General features: G+C 69.5%; 11 protein-coding genes and 1 pseudogene. 4 read left to right on the forward strand and 8 right to left on the reverse strand.

Annotated features, from left to right (window positions below):
- Positions 1 to 108: 108 nt before the first annotated feature.
- The 4 genes from ffh to ACRDPS_RS06345 all read right to left on the reverse strand — a co-directional run bounded on the left by ffh (position 109) and on the right by ACRDPS_RS06345 (position 4,862).
- Complete coding sequence (gene ffh / locus ACRDPS_RS06330; protein ID WP_431500777.1) at positions 109 to 1,686, reverse strand: signal recognition particle protein; 1,578 nt, start codon at positions 1,684 to 1,686, stop codon at positions 109 to 111.
- A gap of 212 nt (positions 1,687 to 1,898) precedes the next feature.
- Positions 1,899 to 4,112 (reverse strand): [protein-PII] uridylyltransferase, encoded by a 2,214-nt coding sequence (locus ACRDPS_RS06335; protein WP_431500778.1) that lies wholly within the window; start codon positions 4,110 to 4,112, stop codon positions 1,899 to 1,901.
- A 23-nt stretch (positions 4,113 to 4,135) separates the two neighbouring features.
- Entirely contained in the window at positions 4,136 to 4,474 is a 339-nt protein-coding gene (locus ACRDPS_RS06340) for a P-II family nitrogen regulator (RefSeq protein ID WP_431500779.1), read from the reverse strand.
- A 49-nt stretch (positions 4,475 to 4,523) separates the two neighbouring features.
- The gene (locus tag ACRDPS_RS06345; RefSeq protein ID WP_431500780.1) at positions 4,524 to 4,862 is read right to left on the reverse strand and encodes a P-II family nitrogen regulator; all 339 of its coding nucleotides are present in this window, start codon (positions 4,860 to 4,862) and stop codon (positions 4,524 to 4,526) included.
- Positions 4,863 to 5,058: 196 nt separating this feature from the next.
- Here ACRDPS_RS06345 and ACRDPS_RS06350 point away from each other — a divergent pair, with 196 nt between their 5' ends.
- A complete protein-coding gene (locus tag ACRDPS_RS06350) occupies positions 5,059 to 6,102 on the forward strand; it encodes a class I SAM-dependent methyltransferase (protein ID WP_431500781.1) in 1,044 nt (347 codons plus the stop codon).
- A gap of 287 nt (positions 6,103 to 6,389) precedes the next feature.
- Here the strand turns inward: ACRDPS_RS06350 and ACRDPS_RS06355 are convergent, their stop codons facing one another.
- The gene (locus ACRDPS_RS06355) at positions 6,390 to 7,958 is read right to left on the reverse strand and encodes a glycosyltransferase family 2 protein (protein ID WP_431500782.1); all 1,569 of its coding nucleotides are present in this window, start codon (positions 7,956 to 7,958) and stop codon (positions 6,390 to 6,392) included.
- 101 nt (positions 7,959 to 8,059) lie between these two features.
- Between ACRDPS_RS06355 and ACRDPS_RS06360 the strand changes: the two genes are divergently transcribed.
- The gene (locus ACRDPS_RS06360; RefSeq protein ID WP_431500783.1) at positions 8,060 to 9,970 is read left to right on the forward strand and encodes a rhamnan synthesis F family protein; all 1,911 of its coding nucleotides are present in this window, start codon (positions 8,060 to 8,062) and stop codon (positions 9,968 to 9,970) included.
- Positions 9,971 to 10,056: 86 nt separating this feature from the next.
- On the opposite strand, the gene ftsY is transcribed toward ACRDPS_RS06360, so the two are convergent.
- Together ftsY and ACRDPS_RS06370 are read right to left on the reverse strand one after the other, a co-directional pair.
- Complete coding sequence (gene ftsY, locus ACRDPS_RS06365; RefSeq protein WP_431500787.1) at positions 10,057 to 11,193, reverse strand: signal recognition particle-docking protein FtsY; 1,137 nt, start codon at positions 11,191 to 11,193, stop codon at positions 10,057 to 10,059.
- Between the two features lie 65 nt (positions 11,194 to 11,258).
- Positions 11,259 to 11,516 (reverse strand): hypothetical protein, encoded by a 258-nt coding sequence (locus tag ACRDPS_RS06370; protein WP_431500784.1) that lies wholly within the window; start codon positions 11,514 to 11,516, stop codon positions 11,259 to 11,261.
- Positions 11,517 to 11,683: 167 nt separating this feature from the next.
- Between ACRDPS_RS06370 and ACRDPS_RS06375 the strand changes: the two genes are divergently transcribed.
- Both ACRDPS_RS06375 and ACRDPS_RS06380 read left to right on the forward strand, forming a co-directional pair.
- Positions 11,684 to 12,676, forward strand: a complete 993-nt coding sequence (locus ACRDPS_RS06375; protein WP_431500785.1) for a glycosyltransferase family 2 protein — start codon at positions 11,684 to 11,686, stop codon at positions 12,674 to 12,676.
- Positions 12,677 to 12,701: 25 nt separating this feature from the next.
- Positions 12,702 to 13,745, forward strand: coding sequence for a methyltransferase domain-containing protein (locus ACRDPS_RS06380; RefSeq protein WP_431500786.1), 1,044 nt, complete (start codon positions 12,702 to 12,704; stop codon positions 13,743 to 13,745).
- Between the two features lie 128 nt (positions 13,746 to 13,873).
- On the opposite strand, the pseudogene ACRDPS_RS06385 reads toward ACRDPS_RS06380, so the two are convergent.
- Positions 13,874 to 14,107, reverse strand: a pseudogene (locus ACRDPS_RS06385) (maleylpyruvate isomerase family mycothiol-dependent enzyme); the annotation flags it as partial.

Here is a 14,107-nt window from a genome sequence, read left to right on the forward strand (position 1 = left end):
GGCGCACCAGATGCTCAGTCAGGAGTGGTTCCACGATCGACCGCGCCGACTCGAAAGACCGTGCCCATTGCGGGGAGGGGTCGACGATGACGATGCGGTCGAGGCGGGTCACTTCAAGAACTTGGAGAAGTCCGAGGGCAGGTTGAGGTCGGCGGCGGCCTTCTCGTAGTCGACTTCCTCGCCACCGGGCACGCCGAACGGGTTGGCGGCGGCCGGCTTCTTCTCGGCCTCGGCCTTGGCCTGCTGGGCGGCCTTGGCCGGGTTGCCGGACTTGCGCGCGCCCTTGCCCTTCTTCTTCTGGGCGGTCTGCTTGGCACCGGAACGCTTGCCGAACCCGGCCCCGGGGGCACCGGGCATCCCGGGCATGCCGCCGCCGGAGGCGAGCTGCTTCATCATCTTCGACGCCTCGGTGAAGCGCTGGATGAGCTGGTTGACGTCGGAGACCTGTCGGCCCGAGCCCTTCGCGATGCGCGCGCGGCGGGAGCCGTCGAGGATCTTCGGGTTGGCGCGCTCGGCCGGGGTCATCGACTGGATGACCGCCTTGATCCGGTCGATCTCGCGCTCGTCGAAGTTGTCGAGCTGCTCGCGGAACTGGCCCATCCCCGGCAGCATGCCCATCAGCTTCGACATCGAGCCGAGCTTCTGGAGCTGCTGCATCTGCTTGAGGAAGTCGTCGAGCGTGAACTCGCCGGTCGCGATCTTGGCCGCGTCCTTCTCGGCCTGCCCCTGGTCGAAGGTCTTCTCGGCCTGCTCGATCAGGGTGAGCATGTCGCCCATGTCGAGGATGCGCCCGGCCATCCGGTCGGGGTGGAACAGGTCGAAGTCGGTCATCTTCTCGCCGTTGGAGGCGAACATGACCGGCTTGCCGGTGATCTGGACGATGGAGAGCGCGGCACCACCGCGGGCGTCACCATCTAGCTTGGTGAGCACCACGCCGTCGTAGCCGACGCCGTCGAGGAAGGCCTGCGCAGTGTTGACCGCGTCCTGACCGATCATCGCGTCGACGACGAAGAGGACCTCGTCGGGGTTGACCGCCGCCTTGATGTCGGAGGCCTGCTTCATCAGCTCCTCGTCGATGCCGAGGCGGCCGGCGGTGTCGACGATGACGACGTCGTGGAGCTTGCGCTTGGCCTCTTCGACCGACTCGCGGGCGACGTCGACGGGGTTGCCACCGTGCTCGACTCCGCCGGCGTTGCCAGGCTGCGGGGCGAACACCGGCACGCCGACGCGCTCACCGTTGACCTGGAGCTGGTTGACCGCGTTGGGGCGCTGCAGGTCGGCGGCCACCAGCAGCGGCGCCTTGCCCTGCTCCTTCAGCCACAGCGCCAGCTTCGCGGCCAGGGTCGTCTTGCCGGCACCCTGCAGGCCCGCGAGCATGATGACTGTCGGGCCGGTCTTGGCGTAGCGGAGACGCCGGGTCTCGCCGCCAAGGATCGTGACCAGCTCGTCGTTGACGATCTTGACGATCTGCTGGGCGGGGTTCAGCGCCTGGCTGACCTCCTCGCCACGCGCCCGCTCCTTGACCTTGGCGACGAACTCGCGCACGACCGGCAGCGCGACGTCGGCCTCGAGCAGCGCGATCCTGATCTCGCGAGCAGTGGCGTCGATGTCGGCATCGGTGAGGCGGCCCTTGCCACGGATGTTCTTGAACGTCGTGGCGAGCCGGTCGGAGAGCGTGGCGAACAAAGCGGTCCTTCAGCAGAGTGGTTGTCCGTCAAAGACTAACGAACAGATGTGCGCGGCCCGGCATCCGGCGGGCCCGATCGGGGGTGACACGGTGTTCGCCCGGGTAGCAGCGGGCTGCAGCACGCTGCTACCCGGTGTAACACCGTGTTACCCCTGCGGCGCGCCGGATGCTCACCGAGCTGCCCTTCGACAAGCTCAGGACACCGCCTCGGTCAAGCTTCGAGAGCCGCTCGGACAGCATGCGCGGCCTCGGCCGCCCGCTGCTCGGCCAGGGCGCCGGCGTACGCCTCCTGGAGGTAGAACACGTCGACGGCCTGCGGGCCGAGGGTGGAGATGTGGGCGGAGCGGACGGCGATCTCCATCCGCGCCAGTGCGACGGCGACGGTGTGGACGACTCCCGGGCGGTCGACGGTGCGGACCTCGAGGACGGTGGCCTTGCTGGACGCCTCGGGGCGTACGACGACCGACGGCTCGCTCCCCCGCGCGGCCGCGCTCGGCGCCAGCCGGGTCGTGGGGTCGAGGCGGCCCTCGGTGATGGCCGCGAAGCGGGTACGCAGCACGGCGGCGTCGACGTAGGAGTCGTCGAGGTCCCAGACGCTGACTCCGAACTCCCCTTGCGACCAGGCACGACACGCCCTGACCGGCAGCCGCGCGAGAGCGAAGGTGGCCGCGAGGTCGGCGAGCAGACCGAGCCGGTCGGATGCGATCGCCCACACCCTGGCGCCGTCGGCGAGCGGCTCGGTGCGGAAGGACGCCGCCCCAGAACGTACGTCCTCGGGGATCTCCACCGCGTCGTGCGGCCGCTCCCTGGCGTCGATGCCGGTATCGAGGACCTTGGCGGCCCGTCCGGCGAGGTCGAGGATGAGCCGGGCGCGCCAGCTGGTCCAGGCCTGCGGGCTGGTCGCCCGCGCATCGGCCTCGGTCAGCGCGGTGAGCAGCGCGAGCGCCTCCGCGTCCCCCACCGTCGAGACGACCAGGTCGACGGTCGCCGGGTCGTCGGGGTCACGGGTCGTCGCGGTGGTCGAGAGGAGCAGATGCCAGCGCACCAGGAGCGCGATCAGCCCCACTTCCTCGGCGGGAAAGCCCATCCGCGCAGCGACCCGGAGGGCGATCGGCTCCCCCGCGACGCTGTGCTCGGTCAACGAGCCCTTGCCGATGTCGTGCAGCAGCGCCGCGACCAGCAGCACGTCGGGGCGCGCGACCATGGACAGCTTCGCGACCGCCTCGATGCAGGTCTCGATGGTGTGCCGGTCGACGGTGAAGCGGTGGATGATCGAGGCGTGCGGCAGCAACCGGATCCGCTCCCACTCGGGCAGGATCCGAGAGACCGCGCCGGTCTCCTCGAGGGTCTCCCAGACCGCCAGCAGTCCGCGTCCGGCGCCCAGCAGGCGCACGAAGAGGTGGCGCGCATCCTCCGGCCACGGGTCGGCCAGCGCGGGTGTCTCCCTGGCCAGCCGCGCCGCCGTCGGCGGCGCCAGCGCGACCCCGTGCTCGGCGGCCAGCGCCGCGGCGCGCAGCAGCATCAGCGGGTCGCGTGCCGGGCGGGCGCCCGGGACGAGCACCACCTCGCCGGAGGCGAGCGCCAGCCCACCGCCCAGCGGCGTCAGCCGGGGACGGCGCGGCGCTCCTTCCCGTGGCCGGTCGAGCACCCCGTCCACCCGACGCCAGGCCAGACGCGAGAGGTGGGTGAGACGGCGGCCGATGGTGCGTACGTGGGCCTGCGCGGTGCGCGCGTCGGCCAGCTCGAGGCGCTCGGCGAGCAGATCCCACATCTCCGGTACGACCCGGTCGCCGGCTCTTCCGGCGATCTCCTGGACGAGATCTCTGACGTCGAGCAGAGCGCGGCGTGAGGTCTCCAGGTCGACCGCGGGCACGTCGACGAGCCAGGTCGCCACGATCGCCTTGATCACCACCGTGTCCCGCAGGCCGCCCGACATCTCCTTCAGGTCCGGCACCGAGGCGTGCGCGAGCTCGCCGGCGCGGCGATGACGCTCCACGCTCATCGTCCTCAGGTCGGGCAGCAGGGCCCGCGCGTGCTTGCGCCAGTGCGCCAGCATCGTCGTACGCAGCCGCAGCACCAGCCCGCGATCGCCGGCCAGATGCCGGATGTCGAGCAGCCCGAGGGCGACCCGCAGGTCACCGGTCGAGGCGGAGAGCATCTCGGAGAAGGACCGCACCGAATGGTCGAGCTTGGGCGCGCTGTCCCAGAGCGGATACCAGACCTGCTCGGCGACGGGCCCCAAGGAGACGTCGTCGTCGTGCACCAGGACGACGTCCCAGTCGGAGAAGGGCGCCAGCTCCCCGCGCCCGTATCCCCCGACCGCGACGAGGGCGACGCCGACCTCGGGACCGCCGGCCGCCTCGTACGCCTTGAGGCACTGCTCGTCGGCGTCGGCTGTACGCTCCGCCCGGCCCTCAGCGGTCACGCCGCCCCCTCGCTAATGCCGGATCAGATCGCGCTGTCGTCGCGGTCGCCGGTGCGCACCCGCACGATCGTCTCCAGAGGAGAGACCCAGACCTTGCCGTCACCGATGCGCTCGGTCTTCGCGGAGGTCTCGATGGCGCCGACGACGGCGTCGACCTCCTCGTCGGGCACGGCGATCTCGATGCGGATCTTGGGCACCAGCGCGACGTCGTACTCAGCGCCGCGGTAGACCTCGGTGTGACCCTTCTGGCGCCCATAGCCAGAGACCTCGGAGACGGTCATGCCGGTGACACCGACAGCTTCGAGGGCGACGCGTACGTCTTCCCACTTGTGGGGTTTGATCACTGCGGTGACGAGCTTCATTTCTCTCCTCCGGTGGGATTCGATGGACCGGCACTGGGACGAATCCTAGTCAGAGCGCCTCGGTGTCGCGCGCGCCCGTCCGAACGCGGACGACCGACTCGATCGGGCTGAGCCAGACCTTCCCGTCGCCGATCCGGCCGGTCTGGGCGGACTTCACGACCAGGCCCACGACGTCGGTGGCGTCGTCGTCCTCGACCACGATCTCGATGCGGATCTTGGGGACCAGCGCGATGTCGTACTCAGCGCCGCGGTAGACCTCGGTGTGGCCCTTCTGACGGCCATAGCCCGAGACCTCGGAGACGGTCATGCCGGTCACGCCGAAGGCCTCCAGGGCCTCACGCACGTCCTCCCACTTGTGGGGTTTGATCACTGCGGTCACGAGCTTCACGAGAGGGCGCCTCCAGAGGTCCTAGATCCTGTCATCTTCGCCGCCACCCTCGCCCGGTGAGGTTTCGACACCCCGAAGCCCCTGTTTCCACTGTGTAACAGACCTTTGGACCGTACGTCGCGCAAGCACGAAAACAGCACGGAAATGCCCCGCGCCGAACCCGCGCGGGACCACCAAAGGTCGCTACCCTCGTCGCATGTCGCACTACGCCGTCGAGATCGACCTCGATCAGCCCAACACCAGCCATGTGCAGGTCCTCGACCTGGCTGCGCCGAAATCCTCGGCGGGCGGCAAGCAGGTCCTCGACGTCGGCTGCTGGACCGGCGAGGTGGGCCGGATCCTGACCGAGCGCGGCTGCACCGTCACCGGCATCGAGATCGACCCGGAGGCCGCGACCCTGGCGGAGAAGGTCTTGGAGCGGGTGGTCGTCGCCGACCTCGACGCGAAGCCGCTCACCGAGATCGTCGAGCCCGGTTCCTTCGACGTGGTGATCTTCGCCGATGTCCTCGAGCACCTCGTCGACCCGCGGGCGGCGCTCGAGCAGGCGCGTGAGCTGCTGGCGCCGGGCGGCCGCGTGGTCATCTCCATCCCCAACGTCACCCACGGATCGGTCCGCCTCGCCCTGCTCCAGGGCCGCTGGCAGACCACCGACACCGGCCTGCTGGACCGCACCCACATCAAGTTCTACTCACGCGATGGCCTGATCGCGCTCTTCGCCGAGGCGGGCTACGTGATCGAGGACCTGCGCGGCACGACCGCCGACCCGCTCAACGTGGAGGTCGCCGTCGACGTCGCGGGGCTGCCCGAGGCGACCGTGGAATGGGTGCGCCGTCAGCCCGACGCGCTGGTCTACCAGTTCCAGCTCGCCGCCCGGCCGCTCGCCGACGGCGAGACCGCGCCGATGCCGCCCGAGCTCGTCGAGCCGGTCCCGGCCGACGAGGTCAGGTTCCGTGACGCCCAGACCAAGCGGTTCGAGGAGGTCCACCGCTCCCGGCTGGCCACGCGTGACCACATCCTCGGTGTCCAGGCCTCCGCCAACTCCGCCCAGGCCCGCGTCGGCACCCTGTCCAAGCAGCTGCGCGAGGCCCGGACGATCAACAAGCGGCGCCGCGAGCGGATCGAGCGCCTGCGCGCGAAGGTCGCCGGCCTCGAGACCGACCTGACCTACGCCACCCGTCACCCGGTGCGTAACTTCGGCCGTCGCGTCGTACGGCGCCTCCGCCGCTCGGCCCGAGGCTGACCCCACGCCGACCCGGCGCAACTGCCCCAAGAAACGAGCCCGAGTCGGCGCAACTGCCCCAAGAATCCAGGTCGAGTCGGCGCGACTGCCCCAAGAATCCAGGTCGAGTCGGCGCAACTGCCCCATGCACCATCGACAGCCTGGGACTGACGCGCCGACTCGGCATCGAAATCCGGGACAGACGCGCCGACTCGGCGTTCAGATCCGGGACAGACGCGCCGACTCGGCATCGAAATCCGGGACAGTTGCGCCGACTCGGCGTTCAGATCTGGGACAGACGCGCCGGGTCAGCGGACGCCGTTGGAGTAGCCCTCGCGTACGTCCATGTAGTTGCCCCAGCGGTTGTTGATGAAGTCCTTCTCCCACTCGTGGACCGCGTTGTCGCGGCTGACGGACTCGAAGTGGAAGAGGGTGACGTCGTGGAGCCAGACCAGGCGCAGGCCGAGCGAGCGACGTACCTTGAGGCACAGGTCGACGTCGTTGTAGTTGACCGGCAGCCGCTCGCTGAACCCGCCGGCGTCGAAGAAGACCTCGCGACGCATCGCCACGCACGCGCCGGTCAGCGCGGAGGTCTCCCGGTTGATGTGCAGCTCACCGTGGTTGCCGCGCTCCTCGGGACGGGCCCGGTAGTAGGCGTGGGTGATGGTGCCGCTGCCGTAGACCAGCCCGGCGTGCTGGATGCGTAGGTCCTCGAAGAGCAGCTTCGGTCCGGTCATGCCGACGCCGGGCTCGCTCAGCGGGGCGATCAGGTTCTCGATGACGCCTTCGGAGTAGGCCTCCATGTCGTCGTTGAGGAAGACCAGGACGTCGCCGGAAGCGTGCGCGGCACCGACGTTGCACTTCGCGCTGAAGCTGAACTTCTCGGTGAACTCGACCAGCTTGATGTCGGCCCCCTCGATCGCCCGCAGAGCCTCCAGCACGGGGGCCGGGGTCGGGGTGTCGTAGACGATCACGAACTCGACGTTGCGGTGCTTGGTGGAGGCGACCACGGAGCGGACGGTCTCGACGACCATGGCGCGCATCGAACCCCACACGATCGCACTGGTGCCGATCGTCGGGATGATCACGCTGACCGGGGTGTCCAGATCGGGCTCCCGCTCGACCCGGTAGAGCCCCGGCGAGACGCCGTGCTCGGCACGCGCCCGGATCCCGACCCGGTCCAGGTGCGCCTGCACCGCGCGTACGCCGGCATCCCAGGCGTAGGGCTTGGCCTGATTGTCCGCCGCGGCCGATCCCGGCACCTGGCGCCAGTGGTAGAGCGCACCGGGGACGTGGACGATGCGCCGCGCGCGCTCGCTGACCCGCAGCACGAGGTCGTGGTCCTGGGAGCCGTCGAACCCCTCGTGAAAGCCACCGACCTCGTCGACGACGGAGCGCCGGAACATCGAGAAGTGGGTGCAGTAGTTGTGGTGCCGCAGCCGCTCCGGGGACCAGTCGGGCTTGTAGTAGGCGTCGAGGAGGTCGCCCCCGTCGGCCATCAGGTCCTGGTCGCTGTAGGCGTAGTCGAGGTCCTCGAACCGGTCGTAGGCGCCGACCATCTTCTCGATCGCGTTCGGCTCGAGCACGTCATCGTGGTCGAGCAGGGCGACCAGCGCACCGGTGGCCTCGCCCAGCGAAGAGTTGGACGCGGCCACGATCCCGCCGTTCTCCGCACGCTCCACGATCCGCACCCTCGGCTCCTTCGCGGCCAGCTCACGCAGCCGCGGCAGGACCCAGGAATCCGGTGACCGGTCGTCGCTGAGGACCCACTCCCAGTCGTCGTACGTCTGCCCGAGGACCGAGGCGATGGTGTCCTCGAAGGCATCGGCGGGCGGGTTGTAGACAGCGGTGATCAGCGATACCCGGGGCGATGGCATGGGCTTCAGCCTATGCGGCCAGAGGGTGGTTCGCGGAACCCGACACGAGCCGCCCGCGGATAGGGTGATGGCCGGTATCCCATCTTCTCGGAGGTTCACACGTGTCTCGGTTGGCAGTGCTGGCGACGTACGACGCCGAGGGCCGGCTGTGGCCTCATGTGCGGCACCAGATCGAGACGTACGCCGCATCGGCCGAGGTCATCCTGGTCTCCGCAGGCGGTCTGAGGGACGAGGATCGGGCCTGGGCGCAGGCCCGATCGACCGTGGTCGAGCGCGGCAACAGCGGCTACGACTTCGCCTCCTACAAGGCCGGTCTGGACGCCGCCGGCGACCTCGCGCGCTTCGACCTGGTCCTGCTCGCCAACGACAGCTTCATCGGGCCGGTCGTCCCGCTCGCGCAGATCATCGAGGAGATGGCCGCGCGTGGGATCGACTTCTGGGGCCTGACCCGCAACGGGGAGATGGGCGACCACGTCCAGAGCTACTTCGTGGGTTTCGAGCCGACCGCGGTCGCCTCGGAGGCGTTCGAGGAGTTCTGGCGCGACTTCGAGCCGGTCGACGACCGCGGCGAGGTGATCACGCGCTACGAGATCGGCCTGACCCGCCGGCTGGCGCAGGCCGGGCTCACCTACGACGCCTATTTCGTCCCGCGGGCGCACGAAATGCGTCGCGCCCGGGCGCGACGGTCCTGGATGGGCGTCAACATCACCTTCGATCCCGACACCGACCCGCACCTGCTCCCGAACAAGCTCGCGGAATGGACCCTCGTCCGCAACATCGGCATCCAGCCGCCCAACCCGTGCAACACCATGGCCGACAGCGTGCTCGACGACGGCAGGCTGCCGATCGCGAAGATCGAGACGCTGCGCGACGACCCCTACGCTCTCGACGCCGAGACGCTGCTGTGGCACTGCGAGCGGGCCTATCCCGCGGTGTTCGAGGGCGTACGCGACTACCTCGACCACACCCGGAAGGACCGCGGACGCCGGCTCACCAAGGTCACGCCGCTGACCGCCGAGCGACGCCTCGACGGCCAGGCGCTGGCCTACTGCGCACCCGCAGGCCAGGCCGTCGACTGGCTGCGACCCTCCAGCCGGTTCGCGCCGGGGTCGCTCGATGGCGAGAACACTCCCCCGGCCCAGATCGCCGCGCTGGTCGGGTCGGAAGCGGCAGCGGCGGCATCGGCTCCAGAGGTTCTCGACGTCGGCTGCTGGACCGGTGAGATTGGTCGCCGGCTCAGCGCTCAGGGCTGTCGGGTGACGGGCGTGGAAGCGGATCCTGAGGCCGCTGCGTACGCGGGCAAGGAGCTGGCCGACGTGGTCGTCGCCGACCCGTTCGCCACTCCGCTGACCGAGCTGTTCGCTCCCGGCAGCTTCGACGTCGTCGTGCTCGCCGAGCTCATGGAGTACGTCGCGGACCCGGGCAGCCTTCTCGAGGAGGCTCGAGCGTTGCTCGCGCCCGGCGGGCAGATCGTGATCTCCACTCCCAACGCCTCTCACGGCTCACGTCGCCTCGCGGTCCTGCAGGGACACTGGTCGACGACGGCGCTGCCGGTGGACCGCACCCCGCTGCGCTCCTTCAACCGCCAGAGCCTCATCCATCTCCTGATCGATGCCGGCCTGGTGGCGACCGCGCTGCGCGGCACCGTCGCCGATCCGTTGGTCTCCGACTTCGGGGTGCCCGAGCGGTCGCTGCCGTACGCGATCGCAGAGTGGGTCCGAGACCGGCCCGAGGCGATGATCGAGACCATCCAGATCGCCGCCCGGCCCCTCGCTCCTGGCGAGCGTCCCGTCCGCGGGCCGGAGATCGTCCCCGCCGTGGACCCGGCGACCGTACGCCTCACCGACGCTCACACCGAGCGCGCCGCCCTGATCAAGTCCGAGCGCCGCGCCGGCCGTCGCCTCCCCGAGCGCGTCGCCGAGCTCGAGGAGCAGGTACGTCGCCTGGAGGCCGAGCTCGCCCGCAACCCGCTGCGCCGGGCAGCGGGTCAGCTGAAGCGAAAGATCTTCTGACGCTGGTGGTCGAGCCTGTCGAGACCCCGACTTGAAGCGGTTGTGAACCTGAGCGTGGCCTATAGACCACTCTCAGCTTCACAACCTCAGCCGAGGAGCGCGTCGACGAAGGCCTCGGGGGTGAACGGCGCCAGGTCGTCGGGGCCCTCACCGAGGCCGACGAGCTTGACCGGGACGCCGAGCTCGCGCTGGACGGCGACGACGATGCCGCCCTTGGCGGTGCCGTCGAGCTTGGTGAGCACGATGCCGGTGACGTTGACGGCCTCGCTGAAGACGCGGGCCTGGATGAGGCCGTTCTGGCCGGTGGTGGCGTCGAGGACGAGGAGGACCTCGGTGACCGGGGTCTGCTTCTCGATGACGCGCTTGACCTTGCCGAGCTCGTCCATCAGACCGGCCTTGTTCTGCAGCCGGCCGGCGGTGTCGACGATGACGGTCTCGACACCGGTGTCGAGCCCCTCCTTGACCGAGTCGAAGGCGACGCTGGCGGGGTCGGTGCCCTCAGGGCCACGGACGACCTCGACACCGACGCGCTCGCCCCAGGTCGTGAGCTGCTCGGCGGCCGCGGCGCGGAAGGTGTCGGCGGCACCGAGCAGCACCTTGCGGTCCTCGGAGACCAGGATCCGGGCGAGCTTGCCGGTCGTGGTGGTCTTGCCGGTGCCGTTGACGCCGACCATCAGCACGACACCGGGGGCGCCGTCGGCGCCGCTGACCTGGAGCCGGCGGTCCATGCTCGGGTCGACGAGCTTGATCAGCTCGTCACGCAGCGCGGCCTTCGGGTCGGCGTTGCCGCCCTCGACCCGCAGCCGGGTACGCAGCCCCTCGACCAGCTCCTGGGTCGGGGTGACACCGATGTCGGCGGTGAGCAGCAGGTCCTCGATGGACTCCCAGGTGTCCTCGTCGAGCCGATCGGTCGAGAGCAGGCCCAGCAGCCCACGGCCCAGCGCGTTCGAGCCGGCCAGGCGCTGGCGCAACCGCACCAGGCGGGAGGCGGTGCTCTCCGGCTTCTCGATGACCGGCGCGGCAGGCTCTGCCGGGGCGGTCTCCTCGACCGTCGGCTCCGTGGTCGTCGCCGAGTCCGGAGGGGTGATGACATCGGTCCCCGCCTGGGTGGGCAGCGAACGGCCCTTGCGGCGCCGGGTGCTGGTGACCAGGCCGGCGATGCCGCCGCCGATGATCGCGACAGCGGCGACCGCGATGATGACGATGAGGGTGACCATTTCCATGGGCCTCATCCAATCAAACTAGTGGTCTGAGCCGATAGTTCGTGCCGTCATCGAGGTGCGGGACGCTAGGCGTTCTTTTCCGTAGTCCCTGGCTTGCCCTGGCCATCGAGCATCTCGGTGAGATGGTCGCCACGGCGCTCCTGGAGGCGGGTGGCCGGACCGAGGGTCGGGGCCGTGTCGACGGCCCGCTCCATCGCGTGGCCGAGCTTGGTGGCGTACGGCATCTTCTGTCCCCGGTGCGGAAAGACCGTGTAGACGATCACGAGCCCGGCAACGGCGATGATCAGGAGCATCGCCACGAAGATGACAAAAATGGTCAGCACTGCTCCGCCAGCCCCCTTGGTTGTACGCGCGGTGGCGTCCACTTTCGCACACCTGGCGACCGGACCACATAACGCCACGCGCACCGTCCCGCGGTCGCGCCCGGGTGCGTCCCGGCGTACGGCGCGGGATCTCGACAACGTCCACCTGGCCGGTAGGGTTTCACGGCATGAGGATCATCGGGACAATGATGGTCCGGGACGAGGTCGACATCGTGGCCGCGATGATCGAGCACCACCTGGACCAGGGTGTCGACACCTTGATCGTCACGGACAACGCCTCTGTCGACGGCACCACCGAGGTGCTCGAGCGCTATGCCGCGACGGGACGCGTCGAGCTCCATCACGATCCCGTCCACGAGAAGCAGCAGGGCAAGGTCGTCACCTCGATGGCCCGGCGTGCGCGCACCCACTTCCGTGCCGACTGGGTGCTCAACCTCGATGCCGACGAGTTCCTCGTACCCAAGGACAAGGGCCTGTCCGTACGCCAGGCGCTCGAGGCGACTCCCCTCTCGCTGAACGCCTTCGCGGTCGATGTGGAGAACCTCATCGGCCCGCCCGCCTGGTCCGGCGGCGGCGTCAACCGCCTCCAGTGGCGCGACCGGCGCTCCGACGAGCGGCTCGAGGCCGCGGGCCTGCACGCCCATCCGACCCCCAACGCGGTCCACCGAGGCGAGTCGGACATCAAGGTCGTCCAGGGCAACCACTTCGTCTCCCTGAACAGCAACGGCCAGCCCGAGGGCGCGGTCGCGATGGAGGTCCTCCACCTCCCGTGGCGCTCCTGGGCCCAGCTCGAGCGGAAGGTGATCAATGCCGGCAAGGGCTACGCGGCCAACCCGGATCTGAAGCCGAGCCCGCGCCACCACGGGATGCGCGACTACCAGCGCTATCAGGACGGCACGCTGCAGGACGCCTACCTCGCCCGTACGCCCACCCGCGCCGAGCTCGCCGCCGGGGCCTTCTCCGGCGACTACGCTTTCGACGACTGGCTGACCAACCACCTGCAGATCGTGCTGAGCCGCTCGCTCTTCCCCGATCTGCTCCGTGACGTGCTCGACCCCGAGTCCGACAAGGCGGTGCCCGACGACGAGCACGCGCTCGGTGCGCAACGCGGCCGGGCAGCGCTGGCCGCCGAGCCCTACATCCCACCCCGCACACGCTGAATCTCTCTTCTCAGGAGGACTTGTCTTGCCCACCTTCAGGGGCGCCGTACGCCGCGGCCTTGCCGCCGCTGGTCTGCAGACCGTCCGCGCCGCCGATGCCGAGGCCACCCGCCTGCACGACCGGATCGACGAGCTCAAGCAACGCAACCAGAAGCTGCGTACGAAGGTTGACGGGTTGCAGGGCGACCGCAACCGCACCACCGCGGTGCCGGCGATCCCCGGCCAGGACCGGCTCGGGCTGCGTCGCGAGCAGGTGCTCGCCGGGGTCAAGCCCGACGCCCTGATCCTCGAGATCGGCCCCGCGCACAACGCGATCCTGCCCAAGCGGGACGGCTATGACGTACGCATCGTCGACTATCTCGACCGCGAGGGCCTGGTTCAGCGCTACTCCGGGTTCTCCCAGTACGACCCCGACGACATCGAGGAGGTCGACTACGTCTTCCGGCCGGGTGCTGCCTGGTCAGAGGTGATCCCCGAGCGCTTCGACCTCGTGGTGGCCTCCCACGTCGTCGAGCACACCACCTCGATGATCGACTTCGTCAACGAGTGCGAGAAGCTGCTCCGCCCCGACGGCGTACTCGCGCTGGTCATCCCCGACCACCGCTACTGCTTCGACCGTTTCCGCGAACGCGCCTCGCTCTCGCGCGTCATCGACGCCTCGCTCTACCCCTCCTCGGTGCACACCAAGGGCGCGGTCATCGAGGAGCGTCTCAACGCCGCCAAGCACGGTGGCATCACCGCCTGGGGCCCGCGCCACAAGGGCGACTACACCTTCGCCAACGGCTTGGAGACCGTGAAGGCCAGCGGCGAGGAAGCGCAACGCGGGGAGCGCTACATCGACACCCACAACTGGGTCTGCACCCCCAACCACCTCCGCCTGCTGCTCCAGGACCTCGCCGACCTCGGCTTCATCTCGATGCGGGAGACCTCCTTCCACGACACCGTCAAGCACGAGTTCTTCATCAACCTCTCCCCCTCCGGCGAAGGCACCGGCCTGCCCCGCGAGGACCTCCTCGTACTCGCCGACGACGAACGCCGCGTCCTAGACCAGGCAGTCTTCGAGAAGTAGCCGAGAAGTCACCTTTGCAGGCCGAGAAGTCACTTCTGCAGATCGACTTGGCACCTCGGTGACGTCTCGGCCTGCAGAACTGACGCCTCGGCCTGCAGAAGTGACCTCTCGGCTGGGGCCAGATGGGTTCAGTCCAAACGGCGTCGGAGCTCGGACGTACCCTGCCCGGTCAGGTCCGCCAGTGCCTCGCGGCGTCCGGCCATGGCCATGACCAGGTCGAGAAGGGGTCCGCTGACCTCGGGGCCGTCGCCGGCGTCGAACTCCGCGTCCACGGCCCGGAGGCGGAGTCCCGAGACCAGGGTCGAACTGTTGACCGCGAAGTCCTTGGTGGCGAAGAAGGTCGCTACGGCCAGGAGTCCCTC

The organism is Nocardioides sp., assembly GCF_050699375.1.
In the GTDB taxonomy this organism is placed as follows: Bacteria; Actinomycetota; Actinomycetes; order Propionibacteriales; family Nocardioidaceae; genus Nocardioides.